The 18,989-nt window shown below is 42.6% G+C and carries 13 protein-coding genes and 1 rRNA gene; 7 read left to right on the top strand and 7 right to left on the bottom strand.

All coding sequences use genetic code 11. The features are described 5' to 3' along the window. Window positions 1-76 (bottom strand): 16S ribosomal RNA (locus tag ACEYW6_RS00005); the annotation flags it as partial. Window positions 77-389: 313 nt separating this feature from the next. Here ACEYW6_RS00005 and glyQ point away from each other — a divergent pair. From glyQ to ACEYW6_RS00020, 3 genes are all read left to right on the top strand, one after another. Next, window positions 390-1,289 (top strand): glycine--tRNA ligase subunit alpha, encoded by a 900-nt coding sequence (gene glyQ / locus ACEYW6_RS00010; protein ID WP_412978146.1) that lies wholly within the window; start codon window positions 390-392, stop codon window positions 1,287-1,289. Window positions 1,290-1,738: 449 nt separating this feature from the next. Then, on the top strand, window positions 1,739-4,093 hold the full coding sequence (locus ACEYW6_RS00015) for a ComEC/Rec2 family competence protein (protein ID WP_412978147.1): 2,355 nt from the start codon (window positions 1,739-1,741) through the stop codon (window positions 4,091-4,093). 336 nt (window positions 4,094-4,429) lie between these two features. Further along, window positions 4,430-6,103 (top strand): alpha-amylase family glycosyl hydrolase, encoded by a 1,674-nt coding sequence (locus tag ACEYW6_RS00020; RefSeq protein WP_412978148.1) that lies wholly within the window; start codon window positions 4,430-4,432, stop codon window positions 6,101-6,103. Between the two features lie 105 nt (window positions 6,104-6,208). On the opposite strand, the gene ACEYW6_RS00025 is transcribed toward ACEYW6_RS00020, so the two are convergent. Next, window positions 6,209-9,841 carry an AAA-like domain-containing protein gene (locus tag ACEYW6_RS00025; RefSeq protein ID WP_412978149.1) on the bottom strand — a complete coding sequence of 1,211 codons (3,633 nt, stop codon included), beginning with the start codon at window positions 9,839-9,841 and terminating at the stop codon, window positions 6,209-6,211. 258 nt (window positions 9,842-10,099) lie between these two features. Here ACEYW6_RS00025 and rpsO point away from each other — a divergent pair, with 258 nt between their 5' ends. The 3 genes from rpsO to aroF all read left to right on the top strand — a co-directional run bounded on the left by rpsO (window position 10,100) and on the right by aroF (window position 12,193). Further along, a complete protein-coding gene (rpsO, locus tag ACEYW6_RS00030) occupies window positions 10,100-10,369 on the top strand; it encodes a 30S ribosomal protein S15 (RefSeq protein ID WP_041565894.1) in 270 nt (89 codons plus the stop codon). 11 nt (window positions 10,370-10,380) lie between these two features. Beyond that, complete coding sequence (locus tag ACEYW6_RS00035; protein ID WP_412978150.1) at window positions 10,381-10,851, top strand: PAM68 family protein; 471 nt, start codon at window positions 10,381-10,383, stop codon at window positions 10,849-10,851. A 283-nt stretch (window positions 10,852-11,134) separates the two neighbouring features. Beyond that, on the top strand, window positions 11,135-12,193 hold the full coding sequence (gene aroF, locus ACEYW6_RS00040; RefSeq protein WP_412978151.1) for a 3-deoxy-7-phosphoheptulonate synthase: 1,059 nt from the start codon (window positions 11,135-11,137) through the stop codon (window positions 12,191-12,193). Between the two features lie 325 nt (window positions 12,194-12,518). Here aroF and ACEYW6_RS00045 read toward each other — a convergent pair whose 3' ends face one another. Beyond that, the gene (locus ACEYW6_RS00045; protein WP_412978152.1) at window positions 12,519-12,770 is read right to left on the bottom strand and encodes a hypothetical protein; all 252 of its coding nucleotides are present in this window, start codon (window positions 12,768-12,770) and stop codon (window positions 12,519-12,521) included. Between the two features lie 328 nt (window positions 12,771-13,098). Further along, entirely contained in the window at window positions 13,099-14,361 is a 1,263-nt protein-coding gene (locus ACEYW6_RS00050) for an HhoA/HhoB/HtrA family serine endopeptidase (protein ID WP_412978153.1), read from the bottom strand. A gap of 208 nt (window positions 14,362-14,569) precedes the next feature. On the opposite strand from ACEYW6_RS00050, the gene ACEYW6_RS00055 reads away from it, so the two are divergent. Continuing rightward, window positions 14,570-15,463: an ATP adenylyltransferase family protein gene (locus tag ACEYW6_RS00055; RefSeq protein WP_412978154.1), complete on the top strand. Its 894-nt coding sequence runs from the start codon at window positions 14,570-14,572 to the stop codon at window positions 15,461-15,463. Window positions 15,464-15,577: 114 nt separating this feature from the next. Here the strand turns inward: ACEYW6_RS00055 and ACEYW6_RS00060 are convergent, their stop codons facing one another. The 3 genes from ACEYW6_RS00060 to ACEYW6_RS00070 form a co-directional block, all read right to left on the bottom strand. After that, on the bottom strand, window positions 15,578-16,627 hold the full coding sequence (locus tag ACEYW6_RS00060) for a D-alanine--D-alanine ligase (RefSeq protein ID WP_412978155.1): 1,050 nt from the start codon (window positions 16,625-16,627) through the stop codon (window positions 15,578-15,580). A gap of 39 nt (window positions 16,628-16,666) precedes the next feature. Then, the gene (locus tag ACEYW6_RS00065) at window positions 16,667-18,064 is read right to left on the bottom strand and encodes an ATP-grasp domain-containing protein (protein WP_412978156.1); all 1,398 of its coding nucleotides are present in this window, start codon (window positions 18,062-18,064) and stop codon (window positions 16,667-16,669) included. Window positions 18,065-18,154: 90 nt separating this feature from the next. Continuing rightward, the gene (locus tag ACEYW6_RS00070; RefSeq protein ID WP_412978157.1) at window positions 18,155-18,988 is read right to left on the bottom strand and encodes an O-methyltransferase; all 834 of its coding nucleotides are present in this window, start codon (window positions 18,986-18,988) and stop codon (window positions 18,155-18,157) included. Window position 18,989 lies beyond the last annotated feature (1 nt).

Consider the following 18,989-nt stretch of genomic DNA (forward strand, 5'->3'; position numbering starts at 1 on the left):
GAAGACACCGTTCGACTTGCATGTGTTAAGCATACCGCCAGCGTTCATCCTGAGCCAGGATCAAACTCTCCGTTTTGAAGTGTTTGCTTTGTTAGCTCAATTAGCTGCTCTTTTTTAACTTCAGCTTAGTTATCTTTATTTTCTTGACGCAGACCACTTGCTGTATAGTGGCTTTCAAACTATAATATTTTCAAGGTTCGGTTCCCTGAATGCGTCGCGTTTTCGCTCTCCGCTTCAGGCACTTATTCAATATAGCGAACCCAACTCTTTGTGTCAACTATTTTTTCCAAAATTATTTGGACGGCTTTTCTGTCCCCTGAAACTCCCCATAGTGCCGGGTTCTAGGCAACAATGGTTTATGCACTGTGCCAACTCAGGAAGGGGGAAGCGTGAATTTTCAGTCGGTTATAGCTTTATTGCATCAGTTCTGGGGCGATCGCGGTTGTCTGATTGCCCAGCCCTACGATATTGAGAAGGGGGCAGGTACTAAGAATCCCCAGACATTTTTAAGAGCATTGGGGCCGGAACCGTGGGCTGTTGCATATGTTGAACCGTGTCGTCGCCCAACGGATGGACGGTACGGCGAAAACCCTAACCGCTTTCAACACTATTATCAATACCAAGTTCTGATTAAGCCGTCGCCGGATAATATCCAGGAAATATATCTTGATTCATTAAGGGTTTTAGGTATTCGTCCTGAAGACCACGATATTCGGTTTGTAGAGGATAACTGGGAAGATGCGACTGTAGGAGCTTGGGGTACTGGGTGGGAAGTATGGTTAGATGGGATGGAAATTACTCAATTTACCTACTTTCAACAGTGTGGGGGAATCGATTGCCGCCCTGTGTCGATTGAGATTACATACGGGTTAGAGCGATTGGTAATGTACCTCCAGGAAGTTGAGGCAATTACTAAGATTCATTGGACGGACAACATTACTTATGGTGATGTTTACCTCCAGGCAGAGATTGAGCAGTGTAACTACAACTTTGAAGCGTCAAATCCTGAGTTGCTACTGACACTATTTAATTTGTATGAGCAGGAAGCTACCCAATTGACGGAGAGAGGATTGGTCTTGCCTAGCTTAGATTATGTAATGAAGTGTTCGCACACGTTTAATCTACTGGATGCTAGAGGTGTGATTTCAGTGACAGAGAGAACTCGCTATATTGCCAGGATTCGGCATTTAGCGAGAAAAGTAGCTTATTTATATGTTGAGCAAAGGGAGAAGTTGGGTTTTCCGTTGCTCAAAGATACTGTAAGTTCAACAGAAAGCCCGACATCCTAAAGGGTACAGCTACACGAACTCTCGTCCGTTAGGAACAATTGCATATTTGGTCAGCGTAGCACTTTGTGTTCTGTTTCTCCACGCAGCGCTGGGGTTTCAGCTAAGTATTTCCTTATGATGTGGGGCTATAGCTAAAAGTCAGAAATACCGTTAAATCTTGAGTCTAGAACATTAAGGCTATGAGAAAAAGGCCCGCCTATGCGGGCTTTGTTTGTATCAACTTGATGGACTATACTTCTCCACAAGCATCAAAAATTTTCGGTGTTGCTGATTAAAGAGATGAAAAGCTCACGCAGAGACAGTCCAAACGCAGATAATAAGAGTTTGGAATATTTGATTTTTCAATTTCATAGCCAAATTCAGCAACGGCGCTTTTTCTCTATTGCTGCCCTAGTTATTCTTAAGTTAGCTGCAAATTCGGGTTGTCAGGTGCTTTTACAAAAAATTTTATGATTCAAACCAGTGGTGTAATTATTTGTCTTGGCTACATTTTTGGGTTACTGTTTACAGCAGTTCCTTGGGGTGGCGTGTGGATTTTTGCTTTGGGGATAGTGGGAGCAATTATTTTTAGAAGACGCACCACTTCACGCCAACTTGCTCAAAAGCCAGAAAATGCTGGAAGCAAAAATAAAGCAGTGCCTAATATCTGGCAAACTACTCCTCATGCTCGAATATGGCTAGCTGCTGGCTTAGTGGGATTACTGGCAACTTTATATTTTCAATGGCGAGTACCGCAACCAGGTGCAAAAGATATTAGTCAGTTCGTCCCGCCTGGAAATAGCAGTAATCAAGAACAACTAGTAATTATTCGTGGCGTAGTGGCGAGTAATCCCCGCTTAACTCGCAGTCAGCGAGGACAATTTTGGCTGGAAGCGACTCAGCTAGATGAAGTCAAAAATGATAAAGGTTCAGCAGGTGTCCCAAAAGGAGTTACAGGCAAATTGTATGTGACAGTGCCTATACTTCAAGCTACTGGCTTATATCCTAGTCAACAAATTGCTGTGACTGGGATTTTGTACAAACCAAAAGCGGCTTCCAATCCGGGAGGTTTCGACTTTCAGAAGTTTCTCAAACAAGAAGGAACATTTGCTGGTTTGATGGGGCGACAAATAAATGTTTTAGAGCAAGAACGGAAATGGGGATGGTGGCAAATTCGGGAGCGAATTGTGCGATCGCAAGTTCGTTGGTTGGGCATCCCAGAAGGGCCTCTTGTCAGTGCAATGGTTTTAGGCAGCAAAGCAGTTGATTTACCCTACGATATCCGCGACTTGTTTGTACAAGCAGGATTAGCTCATGCTTTAGCAGCTTCTGGGTTTCAAACTTCCTTAATTTTGAGTGTGATATTACAGTTAACAAGGCGGGCAAAAAAAGGAACGCAATTTACCCTTGGCTTTTTGGCTCTAATCATTTTTCTGAGTTTAACAGGTTTTCAGCCTGCGGTTCTCAGAGCCGTAATTATGGGTTTTGCAGCATTAGTTGGGTTGCTATTAAAAAGAAAAGTCAAACAGTTCGGCTCATTACTATTAGCAGCGACTTTGTTATTAGTGTTTAATCCTTTATGGATTTGGGATTTAGGCTTTCAATTGAGTTTTTTAGCAACACTAGGATTAATAGTAACAGTACCTGCATTAGTCAATCGCCTAGCATGGTTACCACCTGCGATCGCTGCTTTGATTGCTGTTCCCCTAGCTGCCACTATTTGGACTTTACCTGTGCAACTTTTTGTATTTGGGGTTGTACCATCTTATAGTTTGTTGCTGAATGTGATTAGTACTCCATTAATTTCGATCATTAGTATAGGTGGAATCATTAGTGCCTTAGTAGGTTTAATTTGGACTCAGGCAGGGAGCTTTTTAGCTGCGGTATTGCATTACCCGACTGATTGGCTAATTAAACTAGTAGAATTTTTTAGCAAATTGCCAGGAAACTCTGTTGCTGTAGGCAGCATATCTACTTGGCAGCTTCTGACAATTTATTTACTGATTATACTGGTTTGGCTAGTCCCTTGGTGGCAGCGGCGGTGGTGGTTTGCTAATGTCATTGCGATTGGTTTAGTATTCATTCCTTTATGGCATTCTACAAATACATTATTTAGGATAACGGTATTAGAATCTGGTACGGAACCAATTATAGTTGTTCAAGATAGAGGGACAGTAACTGTAATTAATAGTGGTGATGAAGGGACAGGACGTTTCACAATTCTCCCGTTTTTGCAACAGCAGGGTGTAAATCAAATCAATTGGGCGATCGCAACTGATTTTCAAGGTAATGACAGTAATGCTTGGCTGGAATTACTGCAACATTTACCAATAAAAAATTTTTATGAATATTCCCCCAAATCAGAAAATTTTATTGCAAGTCAGGCAATTCAACAAGAATTACAAAAATCTCAGGGTTCTTACCAACCGCTGGCAGTTGGTCAAGCGGTGAAAACGGATTCAATAGTGGCACAATTAATCAATGATCAATTACCCATCTTACAATTGCAAATTTTAGATCAGAATTGGTTATTAGTAGGTAATATTAAGTCTAAAGAGGTACAGCAACTAGTTAAAAGTGGAAGTTTACCTCGTCCACAAGTTTTATGGTGTGCGCCTCAGTCACTAAAAGATTTAGTTATTGCTCTACAACCACAAGTGGCGATCGCTTCTTCTGCTAACTTTGATCCAAAAACTTTATCTGAGCTAAATCAAAGCCAAACAAAACTATTTTTTACAGGACGGGATGGGGCTATTCAATGGACACCTAATGGTCAGTTTGAGGCTTTTATTGAAGCAACAGAAAGTAAGTCTTCTATCTTATGAAAACTCACAAACAAGTAAATTTTAAAGGCCGATATTTATTTTTTTAGCAAAACTAACTAAAGATAGATGTATAGTTCTTCGGAAGAAAGTAACCTCTCGAAAGCTATCAGAAAAGCCGATTTACTGAGCAAGTGCTAACCTTATGCTTGGGGTAAGTAACTGGTAGTGAAGAATTCAAGTTTTGTCGTAAGGGCTGGAGCCGTTTACTACAAGCAAATTCAATTACTTTTACATTGAATAACTTAGTTTGATTTATTCTTAACTACTTACCAAACAGTGTGTTGTTATAGGTTATGATACGACTTGCTAACGGGAAGATATATTAAAAAAATGGAAATGAAAAGTTTAATTGATTTTACGTTGTTTGCTCCTCGTAACGAAAGAGCAGCTTTAATTGGGTCTTTTTCTGAGTGGAAAGAAATCCCAATGGTAAAAAGTGAAGGTGGTTATTTCCGCACTCAAGTAAAACTGGAAGATGGCATTTATCAATATAAATTTCGTGTTCAAAGCAAAAGCGCAAAATTTGCGCTTGATGAATGGGTAGATGTTATTGACCCTAAAGCAACAGATGTTAATGAAACAGAAAAATCCAGCATTGTGCGGATAAAAGATGGACGACGCATTATTAATACTTATATTTGGCGATATGACGACAAAGCTTTGCCTGACAATCGTGAATTAGTTATCTATGAAATGCATGTTGCAGATTTTACTGGTGATGAGGTTGGACTTGACAAACGAGGCAAATATTTAGGGGTAATTGCCAAGTTAGATTATCTAGTTGAATTGGGAATTAATGCAATTGAATTAATGCCAGTTAATGAGTACCCTGGTAACTATAACTGGGGCTATAAAGTGCGCCACTTTTTTGCTACAGAATCTAGTTACGGTTCAACAGAAGATTTAAAGCGATTAATAGATGAGTGTCATGGTAGAGGCATTCGCGTTTTTATGGATGGAATTTATAATCATACAGATGAAGAATGCCCGTTAATGCTGATCGACCGGAATTACTGGTATTACGAACACATGCATTATCCTGAAGATCCAGATAATTACTGGGGGCCAGAGTTTAACTATGATAATTATGATGAAAAGTTAAATCTTAAGCCTGCATGGAAATATGTCGGGGATGTGGTGCAATTTTGGATTCAGGAGTATCACATTGATGGAATTCGCTTTGATGCAGTGCGCCAGTTAGCTAACTTTGAATTTTTAGGCTGGCTGGCGAAGCAAGGGAAAAACCATGCTGCACCCAAGCAGTTTTACAATATTGCTGAACATATTCCCGATACAAAGACTGTAGTCAAACCAGATGGGCCATTAGATGCTTGTTGGCATGAGAGTTTTCGGTACTTTATAGTTCCATATATTTGTGGAGAAACATTTGAATTAGAACAACTAAAGCAAATTTTAGATCCCAGACGGCAGGGTTATGCAACTGCTACCAATGTGATAAATTATTTGGCAACCCACGATCGCGAACGTTTATTGCGAGAATTAGGCGATCGCGGTATCTTTGACGCAGACGCATTTAAGCGAGCGAAGTTAGCAGCCGTTCTCTTAATGACAGCAATGGGTATACCAATGCTGTGGATGGGAGAAGAGTTTGGCGAATACCAGCAAAAAAGCGAAGATGTAACTAAGCCACAGAAGATTAATTGGTCTTTGTTGTCAGGCGACCAGAATCATAATTTATTTGAGTACTATCAAAAAATCATTGCTCTACGCAAGCAGAATCTAGCTTTGCAAAGTGATAATATCGAGTTTTTCTACGAAAATACCGATGATAAAGTGTTAGCTTATACTCGCTGGGATGAGCAAAATTCTCGTGTGGTTGTCGTGGCAAATTTTTCCGACCAGAATTTAAATAAATATAAAATTTCAGGCTTCCCATCCGCTGAATACTGGCAAGATTGGATCACGAATTCAAAGGTGGAAGTTGGAGAAGATGGTTTAGTCCCTGACTTGCCAAGCTATACAGCCAAGATATTTGTTGAGCAGTTGTAGTCAGTGAAGAAATGATTGATAGTTAGGGATTGTTTATTATTTGTGCTTGAACTCAAACTACAAACCTATAATTATTTTTCTTTTCTCAAAATAACAGAAGCCAGGTTAATTGCAAATAATGCGATCGCTCTCCTCCACTGCTGTGTTAGTTTTCAAATAATCTTGCACCAGGGCGCAACCATAAGCCAGTGCATCTAAGTTGAGAATTCGCGGCAAATTCCACAGAATCAATGTGTTGTCATCACCTCCTGAGACAAGGATTGTCCCGTCGCGGCTGATAGCAATTTCCCTAATGGCTGCGGTATGTCCCCTCAGAGTCGTTAATTCTGTACCATCTATTTTCCAAAGTTTGACGGTAGAATCCACGCTACCAGAAGCGACTATTTTTCCGTCGGGACTAAATGCAACTCCCCAAATTGCAGCTGTATGACCTTTAAAAGTTTTCAGCAGCTTGCCTTCAAGTGTCCATAACTTAACAGTATTGTCGCCACTTCCAGTAGCCACCATTTTAGTGTCTTGGCTAAAGGCTAATCTCCAGACTGTCGCCGAATGTCCAACTAGGGTTTTGAACAACTTGCCATCAAGCGTCCACAATTTAGCGGTACTATCGCCACTGACTGAACCAATCAGCCGACCGTCTGGACTAAATACGACGTGCCACACTTCCGCCTGATGTCCTTTGAGAATCTGCGGTGCAGGACGAAACTCCTGCGGAGTCGCTACGCTAACGCGCTTCCATATCTGAGCAATTTTGTCAACATTTGCCAATGCGATCGCTTGTCCATCAGGACTCAATACTGCTGCTAAGAGTTTACCGAGAGGATCTTTGTAAGTAGCGACCAAAGTACCGTCCCGCTTCTTGAGCTTTATCGTATCATCGGAAGTGCGAAGCGCAATTAACTTGCCATCTTCACTGAATGAAACCTCGAAGATTGCGCCTCCAGATTCAGTGAAAGTTTTGAGTAATTTACCTTGGCGATTCCAAAGTTTAGCAGTATTTTCGTGGCTAGCTGTGGCGATCGCCAAACTGTCGGCGGTGATAGCTATTGACCAAATTCCAGCTTGATGGGCAATGATAGACTTTTGGAATGGGTTTTGACTTTGCCAGAGTCTAACAACGTTTTCTGCGCCTGCCGAAGCAATAAAGCTGCCATCTTTGCTAAAAGCCACTCCCCAAACGGACGCACTGTGTCCTTTCAGTGTCCTCAGTTCTGTACCATCAATGTTCCAAAGTTTAATTGTTTTGTCGAGACTGGCGGTGGCAATAGTCTGACCATCGGCACTAAAGGCGACTCCCCAAATCCCGGCGCTGTGTCCTTTAAGAGTTTTATTAAGGCGGTAGCTTCCACCTGGGCTGTTTTGCTGCCAAAGTTTGACAGTTGCATCTTCACTCGCTGAAGCAATGGTTTGGCCGTCAGGGCTGAAAGCTACTCCTACAACCCAACCGTTATGGCCTTTGAGAGGTTGTAGAGGCTTGGCGTTTTGCCAGCCAGAACCATCCCGTTTCCAGAGTTTTACTGTCTTGTCTAAATTTGCAGCCGCAACTATTTGACCATCAGGACTCCATGCAACTCCCCAAAATCCTACTGTGTCACCTTGTTGAAATGTTTTGAGCAAGGTGCCATTTCGCTTCCAGAGTTTAACACTTCTATCGAAACTGGCAGAGGCAAGGAACTGACCATCGGGACTCCATGCAACTCCCCAGACAGAAGCAGTATGGCCTTTGAAAGTGTTTAACAAAGTGCCATCTAGTTTCCAGAGTTTAATAGTGCCATCTTCGCTCGCCGAGGCGAGTAGCTGGCCATCAGAGCTAAAATCGATTGCTCTAACTGCTGCCTGATGACCTTTGAGAGTTGCAACTTCTGTACCATCACGTCGCCAAAGCTTGATTGTTTTATCTATACTTGCTGAGGCAATCAGAGAACTATCAGGGCTGATATCTAATGCTAAAACAGCTGCTGTATGACCCGAAAAACGATTGTACTCGTCTGCTCCATAAACTGCTTGGCGTAATACATTGTCTACTTGACGCTGAATATTTGTATTTGGTTTACCTAGTTTTTGCAGTTTATGTTTGGCTTTAATAGCTTCTATGAGCGCATCCAATCGGCGATTTGAGGCAAATAATCCTTCAGAAGAGGATACAAGCGCTCGAATTTCACTTTTTCTGGCTTGACTTTCACTTTTGAGAGCTTTGCGGTACAAGATGAAACTTCCTATCCCCAAACAGCAAGAGACGAGCAACCCAATAAATACTGCAACTAACAGAAATCTTTGCAGTTTAGCAGTTTTTTTCTCTTGTTCTAATCGTGCTTCTACCTCTTTGGCCCGGGCTGCTTCCAATGCCGTTTGCACTTCACGTCGTTCGCATTCTTGACTAGCAGCTAAAAATTTATAATCCAAATCGCTCAGACTTTTGCCCTGTGCCCAATTTTGAGTATCTTTTAGAGCCTGTCCTCGCAAAAGGCGCGATTCATCTTTAAAGGAAGAGGCTACCCAAGAATTGAATGTTTGCGAGTAAGGACGGAGATTGTCTAAGTGCTTGACTACCCATTCAGCATTGAAAACATTCCGATAGATGGGATTTTTAATTTTGAGATAGCCGTTGTGTTTCTCGACTAAACCAGATAACAACAGTTCTGCCTGTTCTTGACTATCATCTGTCAGGACAGAAAGATCAGAAAATGCAGTATAAACTGTATCTTTTTCCTGTCCCCTGCCCCCTGCCCCCTGCTCCCCTGCTTCTTCCGCTTGCAACACTCGTTGGTAAAGCCCTAGTAATCTTCCGGCTCGGTGTTCGTTAAAAAGTAGGCGATCGCGAATTGTGCGGAGGTGTTCGGGATCGTCTTTGGCTTCCCAGTGTTGAATAATCTGCGATCGCACAAATTTTTCTACCCAAGTTGTTTCAGTTTCTAGCGATAAATCAATTTTTCTATTAGATGTTTTTAAAGCTGTGTGGACAATTAACTGACAGAGCTTTTGGGTAAGAAATGGTTGTCCCCCTGTCCAATAAATAATCTCTTGAAGTACTGCTTTCGGTTGAGTTATAACTTCCTCTAATCCCTTTAGCAATGGCGTGGCTTCATGGAGTTGAAAGCCGTGTAAATCTATCGCTGTACCAATGTTAAAAGGGGTGCGACGTTTGTCAGAAATTAGGTCAGATGGACTAGCTACCCCAAACAGCGCAAATCCTAAGCGTTGAAAATTCGGGTCATGTGCCTGCTGATTATAGCAATGACGAATCCAGGCAAAAAAGTCACTGACAGGAAAACTTAAACTTAACAAACTGTCAATCTCATCAATGAAGATGAAAATACGTTCGGCTTTGGGGTTTGGCAGAGATTCGCTTTGAACATTTGGCAGCAACACTTCTTCTACGAATTGGTGTAGTTTTTGCACTGAGGAAAGACCTGCTTGCATCTCCCACCATTGCTTAAATTTGACTTTTCCCACCAGATTTAAGCCGTAGAACAAGCTGATAATAACACCTTTGTACCATTGTTCCGGTGTAGTATCCTCGCTACCCAATGTGGTCACATCCAAGTAAACACAGCTATAGCCTTCTTGTCTGAGACGATAACTTGTGCGCTGTAGTAGGGATGATTTGCCCATCTGGCGAGAATTGAAAACGTAACAAAAATCACCAGCCTTCAGGCTTGTATAAAGTTTTTCGTCTGCCTGACGGATAACGTATGTGGGATCGTCACTGCGGAGACTACCCCCTACCTGGTATCTCATATTGAAGTGTGATTATCAAACAAAGACACTAACACAATGATTAGCAATTTGTAGATAGTTTGATAAGAATGTTGTATATCCGAATACGATTCAGTACCGCGTCTACTATCTAGAGGATACTGGAGTCTGACTTTTGACTTACTGAGTCTCTTAAAATGCAAGGCGTAGCAGCAAAGATGATTCCACATCCAGCTTGATGGCTGTGATATTATGGGAGACTGCTACATACATTTAGAAAAACTAGAAATTGAATCGATCATGGCTCTGACGCAACTGCGGAAACAAGAAATAATTTCCAATTACCAAGTACACGAAACCGACACTGGTTCGGCCGATGTCCAAGTTGCCATGCTAACTGAGCGCATTAACCGCCTCAGTGAACATCTCCAGGCAAACAAAAAAGACCATTCTTCCCGGCGGGGACTATTGAAGCTAATTGGTCAGCGCAAGCGTCTTCTAGCTTATATATCGCAGGAAAGCCGGGAAAAATATCAAGCTTTGATTGCTCGCCTTGGTATTCGTGGATAGGATTACCGCTTATGTCTGCTGAAGAATCTGAACGCAGTCGCTTGCCCTTTGAACCGAAAAAAAAGCGCCAAAAACCCGCAAAAACTCAAAGTAAACCAGCAGCACAGCCACAAGAATCTAGCAAACAGGCTGATAGAAAACGGCCTTACACCAAAGAAGAGATGGCTATTCCCCAAGTAGTCAGCCAGCGGATGATCCGACGGGTAGCTGGATTCTGTGGTGTACCAACAGCTTTGGGCATTAGCGCCTTGGTTGTTAGCTATCTGCTTGCTACCTACTCCAACATCCAACTACCTCCCATCGCCGTGTTATTGGTGAATATGGGATTATTTGGTTTGGGGGTCTTAGGGATAACTTATGGCGTTCTTTCTGCCTCTTGGGATGAAGAAAGAGTCGGAAGTTTGTTAGGTTTGGGTGAGTTCAACACCAATTGGGGACGAATGGTGGCAGTTTGGCGCGAAACTCGACAAAAAAACTCATAATGAACGGCGCTCAGGTATTTAGATAACTGCGGTATCGGGTAAATAAAGAAGTGAATGTTGAAGTTGAAATTTTATAACTTCAACATTGCTAATTAAAAATATATAAACTTTTTTATACCTTATATCCAGTTATTTAGTAGTAAAACTACTGACTGAGCGCTATATTTTGTCTGTTTATTTTGTAAATAAATTTTATTTTTAACTACTCGTAATTAGGGCAATAGGCAACAATAAAGTTAGCCTATTTACAGAAAATTTTTCTCAATTAATCAGGAACTTTCACATGATTATAGTAATGAAAAGTGGTTCCCCAGAAGCGGAAATAAACCGCATTGATGAGGAATTAACTAGCTGGGGGCTAACTCCAGAAAAAATTGTTGGTCAACACAAAGTAGTTATTGGTTTAGTGGGTGAAACCGCCAGCTTAGATCCACTACAAATTCAGGAACTTAGCCCCTGGATTGAGCAGGTGTTGCGGGTAGAGCAGCCTTATAAACGAGCTAGCCGCCAGTACCGTCACGGCGAAGCTTCGGAAGTGGTCGTGAATACTCCCGATGGAGCGGTAATATTTGGTGAACACCACCCTTTAGTAGTCGTTGCCGGGCCTTGCTCCGTAGAAAATGAAGAAATGATTGTGGAGACGGCGCGGCGCGTCAAGACAGCTGGAGCCAAGTTCTTGCGCGGTGGGGCATACAAACCCCGGACTTCACCTTACGCTTTTCAAGGACACGGCGAGAGTGCTTTGGATTTATTAGCGAAGGCGCGGGAAGTCAGCGGACTAGGCATTATTACAGAAGTGATGGATGCCGCTGACTTAGATAAAATTGCTGAAATTGCTGATGTAATCCAGGTGGGGGCAAGGAATATGCAGAATTTCTCCTTGCTCAAAAAAGTGGGAGCGCAGCCAAAACCAGTTCTATTGAAGCGGGGAATGGCGGCAACTATTGAAGATTGGTTGATGGCAGCCGAGTATATTCTGGCATCTGGCAATCCCAATGTAATCTTGTGTGAAAGGGGAATACGCACCTTTGACCGTCAGTATACGCGAAATACGCTGGATTTATCGGTAGTGCCAGTGTTACGAAAGCTGACTCACCTGCCAATTATGATTGACCCCAGCCACGGCGTAGGTTGGTCTGAGTTTGTGCCTTCAATGGCAATGGCTGCGATCGCAGCTGGCACAGATTCCCTGATGATAGAGGTTCACCCCAACCCTGCCAAAGCCTTATCTGATGGGCCGCAATCTCTGACACCAGACCGTTTCGATAACTTGATGCAAGAATTAGCGGTGATTGGTAAGGCAGTGGGACGGTGGCAGCAACCAGTCGTAGCTCTAGCCTAAAATTCAGTTCCAACTTCTTGCTAGGCATAAATAAATTCAAGTTTGTAGTGAGTTAGCGCGGTCTTGGGGGTTTCCCCCATGAGCGACTAACGAACCCGAAGGGTCAGGACTAAAGTCCTGATAAATCTGAATAAGCGATAAATTGCTCACTACAAACTAGGATTTTTTCGTATATTTAATTATGTCTACCTATTTATTGTAAACATGAAATAATGCCCCTTTAGAATATTTCTAAAGGGGATTTTTAAACTCCAATTAAAGCTATGAAAAAATAACTCTGCAATCAATATTGATGGGCAATATTTTTTTGCAGTTATAGGTCTTTTTATCTATATACATAGCGAGCTGGTATCCACTGGCGACCACGATTTGTTTGCACCCAACGTCCAGGAACCAATATTCTCCTTCTCGCTTGAACAGGGGTATAAACCCTAACTGGCGATGGTTTTTTGATTATTCTAACTGGAACAGGTCGCCTAACTGGCCTTCTGATCTGAGCATCAGCTTGGGAAGGAATAAAGGTAACAGCAATTGGTAAAATTAGCGCTGCTGTAGCAAGCATTCTTTTAATACTCATTCGCAAACTTTCCTTCTATGATGTAGACATCAAAGAGATTAATTTTTAGCAAAATATTAATCTCTTTGACAAATAAATAATAGGGCTGAAAAGAGCTATAAACTAGTGAAAAAGGTAATTAGTTAAACCGTGACTAATGTCATAGATAAAAATATAAAAATGACTCTCTTCTTGAAAAAAAGTATTTTTACAGGGAGATACTGTTAATACCGAAAACTTCGATTCTGATGTTTTTGACAGTGCCTACCTTATCTTTACCACCAAAAAAAGGGACGGGTAAAATACCTATCCCAGAAAATTCACTTTTATGCAATTGATAGGAAAATTTTTATTGCACTTGTGTGGGAAAAGCACCAGGTTGCACAGCTATGTTAAGATTCTGGCCATTGCGACGTAATTCCATACGTAAATCGCCCCCAACTTGGCTATTTTCTACTGCCTTTTGGACGCTGCTGGCATCTGTGACTGATTGTCCGCCAAGCTTTTGGATAACATCACCAGCACGTATCCCTGCTTTAGCAGCTGGTGAATTTGGCACAACTTTCACAACCAATACACCTTTATCTTCATTCACATTCAAACCGCTATTAGGATCTGAGTTGATATTTTGTTTTAGCTGAGGTGTTAACCCCACCATCTGAATTCCCAGGTAAGGATGTTCTACTTTGCCTGTAGCTATAAGTTGACTGGAAATGCGTTGTACTGTGTTAATGGGAATAGCAAAGCCTAATCCTTGTGCCCCTTGGATAATGGCTGTATTCATAGCAATTACCTCGCCACGAGAATTTAGCAGGGGCCCACCGGAGTTACCGGGATTAATTGCTGCGTCGGTTTGAATATACTCTACTCGCCGATCGGGAGCACCAATTTGATTGCTACTGCGTCCAGTAGCACTGATGATTCCGGTAGTTACTGTATTATCTAGTCCAAGGGGGTTGCCGATCGCGATCGCCCATTCTCCCGGTTGCAGTTGATCTGAGTTACCCAAAGCCACTGAAGGTAAATTCTGTGCCTGAACCTTGATAACAGCGACATCAGTTAATTCATCTTTTCCTAACACCTTACCTTGCAAGGTGCGCCCATCCTTAAGTGTCACTGTCACCGTATCAGCACCATCTACCACATGGGCGTTAGTGAGAATCCGACCATCGGCACTGATGATAAAACCTGAACCAGTACCCCGTTCTACCCTTTCTCCTGATTGTGGCAGTTGGGAACCAAAAAAGCGGCGAAAAAACGGATCGTTAAATTCATCTGGTATCCGGGTTCTTACCGTTCGGGAAGAGTTAATCCGCACTACTGCTGGCCCGACCTTTTGCACCACCTGTGTCACAAAGTTAGGATCTGTAGCGGCTGGTAATGGGGGAGCGGCATTTACTCGACTAACTGCCAAATTAGATGCACTCTCAGACACCTGCTGAGAATGTCCAGCTATATAGCCGCCTGCCAATGTCATACCTGATCCCAACAGCACCAGCGATAGAGAGGCGGCAGCCTTTTTCCAGGGTGCTCGATTATGGTATTTGGCATCAGCGGTATTATGTAAAATGCTATTTGATGGGTGTTCTCTGTCGCGAGATTCGTTTTGCATTTGCTGTCTGGAAAAATATTTAGATGTATTACTAATGTAGATATGATTTATGACAGTTTTGTTGCAGACGTATTGCGTTGTTGTGAAAGGTTTGATATTTTACTTATCGCATTCTACATTAACTGAACTGTATTGGAATATAGTCATTCGTAGGGGTGCACAAATGTGCGCCCAAATTGCTTGTTCTATCGATGTCTGAAGGAATAAAATGGCACAGGGTAAAATCTTACTTAAGCCTGGCACTTTATGGACAAGTGTCAAAGAACAGACTGAACATGCTTTACAATGTGGGGCACTGCTGTCAATCCCGACAGATTTTGAATTTGTTGAACAGGATAACGTGCGCTTTTTAGTGCGGATTTTGTCTAACTTGAATCGCAAAAAAGCAGCCAAGGAGAAACAGGAAAAACAATCTGCTACATCTGGTCAAGAGTTTAATCCTTTCTTGCCTTATGAAAAAGATTTATTTGTGACGGATATCTCCGATACCCATGTATGTATTTTAAATAAATTCAATGTTGTTAATTATCACCTGTTAATCATCACCCGTGCTTTCGAGGAACAGGAAAGCTTACTCACCCTGGAAGATTTTACGGCTATGTGGGCATGTCTGGCTGATTTGGATGGTTTAGCATTTTACAACAGTGGCAAAACCGCAGGTGCTAGTCAGCGACACAAGCACTTGCAATTAGTTCCCTTACCACTTGCACTTTCAGGCCCACAGGTTCCTATTGAACCTTTACTAACAGCAAAATTTCAGGACTCAAACATAACTTTACCAGGACTTCCTTTTATACATGCTTTCGCCCCCCTAGATCCTCATTGGGCGCAGTCGCCATTAGCAGGGGCCCAAGCAACACTGGAAATTTATCGCACTTTGCGTCATGCTGTGGGTTTAGATGCAAGGGAATCTGGTGCTTACAATCTGCTAGCGACACGAGAATGGATGTTGATCGTACCGCGATCGCAGGAGCATTTTCAGTCTATATCTGTGAATTCATTAGGATTCGCTGGTGCTTTGCTAGTGCGAAACGCAGCAGAAATGGAGGTTCTCAAAGCCCAAGGGCCGATGACCATCCTCAAGAATGTTGCTGTATCCTAATTAAGTTAGTGCGATATCTGTCTTTAAAAGTTCGTACCCACTTAAACAAGTGATAGCCTCTACAGTCCTATTACCTACCCCCTACAAGCAGAAAAACCTATGCCGAGAAATTCACTAGCAATTCTGCAACGCCTTTTTATTACTGCCCAACGTTTCATTGATAGCCGTCATTAATAACTCATTTAGAGGAATTCCTGCTGCTTTCGCCATAGAGGAAATCACGCTTTTGGGGGCAAAAGAACAATACAACCCAGCTTCTAAGAACCAAGGTTCACCCTTTGGGTCGATGCGGAAGTCAAATAAACTGTAGTGGCGACAACCCAAAGCTTGATGACACTTCTTAGCCACTTGCTGAACCTTTTGGGTAATCGGATCGTTAGGGTCTACAATCCAAGATTTGATATTATCTTTTGCGGCGAAATGCAAGTTGCCATCATCTGTTTGTTTGAGTTTATCAGCATAGCTGCGGATGGGTTTTTCGTGAGGATCTACCAGATACTCTTCAAGGGGTAAACCCACTAGCTCCCCGTCTTTGACAATAACGCCGCATCTGACTTCTCGACCGAGTTCGATGAATTCTTCTACGATGACCTCAGAACCATATTCAAATGCTTTCTTCAGAGCAGCGTCATAGTCAGTAGCTTCTGTGACTAAGGTCACCCCTAAAGAGTTGTCGGAACTTACGGGTTTGATAATTGCTGGAGGTGTAATTGTCGGAACGTCTCCTTGACGAAGTAGTTCTCCACGAGGCACTTTCACCCCTGCTGCTTCGACAATTGCTTTGGCTCTAGCTTTGTGTGCCGTTATTGCCATAATATCTTGAGTATTACCAATGTAAGGGATCTTCAGCAGGTCAAATAAGGCGCGGTAGTGAGTCATTCCAGGAATACAAAACATTTGTGGTAACACGAGGTCAATGTTTTGCGCTGTTAGAAACTGTATGGCATCAGACAGAGGAATCGGTTTGGTAACAGCAATATCTTCTCGACTGAGCGAGGGAGGAAATCGCCACTGGCGATCGGGTGTGATGTATGCAATCTGAAAATCATAGCGCGATCGATCTACTGTTGCTGCCAGACAGTCTTGGGCATAAAGGCGTGACAAATCACAGTAAAAATCATTGTATGCAGACCCAACTAAATGAAGGATACGAAGTACTGACATGATTCCTCTTCCTAACTTAATTACGAATTACAAATTCTTTTAATCGCCACCTAATTCAACTAGTTTGCCAATGTTGAAGTCTATTTTTACCCAGCCTTTGAGTTGTTGGAGATTCTTTAGTAAAAGTAAGGGAATCTGCCAGTGATGCAAAGTAAAAAATGGCACTGGGTCATCAAGGCAGTAGATCGCATCAGTGCCTCGTACTAGGGTATTAAGCGATGTTTGCAATTGTTTCCAGGAACGGATACCAGTTAGTCGCCAGATTTCGTGATATATCCAGTAGGTGGGCTTGCTACTTGCTAGGGGTTCCAGAGGTGCATCTAGGGGAGTCTTACCAAAATAGGCGTTTGCAACACCAGGGTGATTGTAGAACATTGTGATTGCTGAATGCGTGCGGGGATTGCATTCAATAGCGTAAGCTGTACCGTCTTCAGTTTGGATAAAATCGAAAGACACTTGTCCAGTCAATCCCAAACTTTTGACAAAGTGTTGCACCCATTCACGGATTTGGGGATTTTCGACATTTTCATAGTTAATCTGAAAGGCAGAAGAGTTTGAACAGCAATGCAATCTTAATTCCCCGTTCCGCACTGTACTATGAGTGCATAATTCTTTGCCAGGAATAAACTCTTGCATAATCCAAGGTTTTTCTGGACTGATGGGTAAACTGTTGACAAAAGCTGCGGTCTCTTCTGGAGTGTCACAAGGAAGTTTGGTTAAATCTAAGCGGCGAACGGAGTCGTAAGATATACTTTTAAGAATATATTTGCGGGTTTCTTGACTAAAATCAAAGTTAATAACTTGTTGAGGATCTGTGATTTTAAATGACTTGGGAACAGATAAACCAAGCGATCGCGCCTGATCAGTGAAGGCAAATTTATCATCCAACATCTTGGTTATATTTGCATCAAAATGGAAAACTTCGCAGTATTCCGATAATGCAGGCTTTGCTAAAGAGTCATAATAGCTGGCGACAGGACTGCATACAGGTACGTAAACATCAACCTTTTCTTTCTTGACGATTTCTACTAGCGCCTGGATATAGCCTTCTGGATCTTCTTGCGGAGCAGGAACTGTGTAAAAACGACTCACCGCCTTTGAGAATCTATGGCCAGACAACCAGTATTTGTGACCTTCAATCAAAATAACTCTATGTCCTGCTGCATGGAAAGAGCGGGCAAGTTGCAATGCTTTAGTCATCTTGGCTCCACTTACCAAGATAGTCTGAGGATGAGCAGCTACGACAGCTTTTTTCGTAAACGGTGATTTTACAATGCCCCACAGCAAAGATATCAACACTATAAAAGCATTGAGCGGCAAGGCTATTAGTAATAATGTCAGAGTACCGAGAGTCTTGAATAGAGCCACTACCTTTACCCTGACACCAGTTGAGGGCGTTGTAGATTGAGGCAGAGATAAGGAGACTGATTGTGCCATAAGTTTTTGGAAGTAGAAGGAGCAGGGGAAGCAGGGGACGCAGGGGGAGAAAGAATTGTCCCTTTGTCCCCCGATCTCCTTTTCTCCTGATTACGCCACGCGTCTAATCAGGGTGATACCATCTCGTATGGGTAATAGAACTTGCTCTACACGAGGATCGGTGGCGACAACACGGTTAAACTGAGCGATCGCTTCACCATTGGCGGTGCGTTGTTCGGATGGTAGGTATACTTGTCCCTGCAACAAAGTGTTATCCACGCAGATTAACCCGTCAGGAGCCAGCAAGCCACTATCCAAGATGGTCTGGAAGTACTCTACATACTCCTTTTTATCGGCATCGATGAAGATCAGATCAAATGATTCTTTTCTTGCAGCGAGCTTGTGGAGTGTCTCTAAAGCAGGTGCTACTTCCACAACGATTTTGTTACCGTGGGGAGACTCACTAAAGCAAGCTTGAGCAAATTGAGCTACATAAAAGTCAACTTCACAACCGATGAGTTGCCCATCGGTTGGTAGTGCCTCTGCCATTGCCAAGGCTGAATATCCTGTGAACATTCCTACTTCTAGAATGCGCTTTGCCTTGGTCATGTGAACAAACATTTTCAATGTCTGTCCTTCCAGATGTCCTGACAGCATCTCTTGTTCTAGTTGGCGCACTGTTTCACCATCGCTGAAACGTTTGCTCCAGTCTTCTTTACTGGTTTTTTGCGCCAATGCTGTCAATGCACTCGATTCCGGGGTGGTGTAGTCATCCAGATAGGGATCTAAACCTGCGGCTAATTGAACTCCCTGACGCAGAGAATCTAATATCTCTACGGGAATCTTACTCTCTTCTGCTAATTTGAGGGTTTGCTGTAGCTGGGCTACTAAGATGCTGTGTGGCGTTATTGGTCTAGCTGTTTCTCGTCCTAAAACACTCGTCATG

This window comes from Nostoc sp. UIC 10607, assembly GCF_047228265.1.
Lineage (GTDB): Bacteria > Cyanobacteriota > Cyanobacteriia > Cyanobacteriales > Nostocaceae > Nostoc > Nostoc foliaceum_A.

Excerpts from the sequence above, each read along its gene's own strand:
- ACEYW6_RS00015 (WP_412978147.1), top strand. The coding sequence starts at position 1,739 with ATGATTCAAACCAGTGGTGTAATTATTTGTCTTGGCTACATTTTTGGG.
- ACEYW6_RS00070 (WP_412978157.1), bottom strand. The coding sequence starts at position 18,988 with ATGACGAGTGTTTTAGGACGAGAAACAGCTAGACCAATAACGCCACAC.
- ACEYW6_RS00060 (WP_412978155.1), bottom strand. The coding sequence starts at position 16,627 with ATGTCAGTACTTCGTATCCTTCATTTAGTTGGGTCTGCATACAATGAT.
- rpsO (WP_041565894.1), top strand. The coding sequence starts at position 10,100 with ATGGCTCTGACGCAACTGCGGAAACAAGAAATAATTTCCAATTACCAA.
- ACEYW6_RS00035 (WP_412978150.1), top strand. The coding sequence starts at position 10,381 with ATGTCTGCTGAAGAATCTGAACGCAGTCGCTTGCCCTTTGAACCGAAA.
- ACEYW6_RS00020 (WP_412978148.1), top strand. The coding sequence starts at position 4,430 with ATGAAAAGTTTAATTGATTTTACGTTGTTTGCTCCTCGTAACGAAAGA.
- ACEYW6_RS00050 (WP_412978153.1), bottom strand. The coding sequence starts at position 14,361 with ATGCAAAACGAATCTCGCGACAGAGAACACCCATCAAATAGCATTTTA.
- ACEYW6_RS00055 (WP_412978154.1), top strand. The coding sequence starts at position 14,570 with ATGGCACAGGGTAAAATCTTACTTAAGCCTGGCACTTTATGGACAAGT.
- ACEYW6_RS00025 (WP_412978149.1), bottom strand. The coding sequence starts at position 9,841 with ATGAGATACCAGGTAGGGGGTAGTCTCCGCAGTGACGATCCCACATAC.
- ACEYW6_RS00065 (WP_412978156.1), bottom strand. The coding sequence starts at position 18,064 with ATGGCACAATCAGTCTCCTTATCTCTGCCTCAATCTACAACGCCCTCA.
- ACEYW6_RS00045 (WP_412978152.1), bottom strand. The coding sequence starts at position 12,770 with ATGAGTATTAAAAGAATGCTTGCTACAGCAGCGCTAATTTTACCAATT.
- aroF (WP_412978151.1), top strand. The coding sequence starts at position 11,135 with ATGATTATAGTAATGAAAAGTGGTTCCCCAGAAGCGGAAATAAACCGC.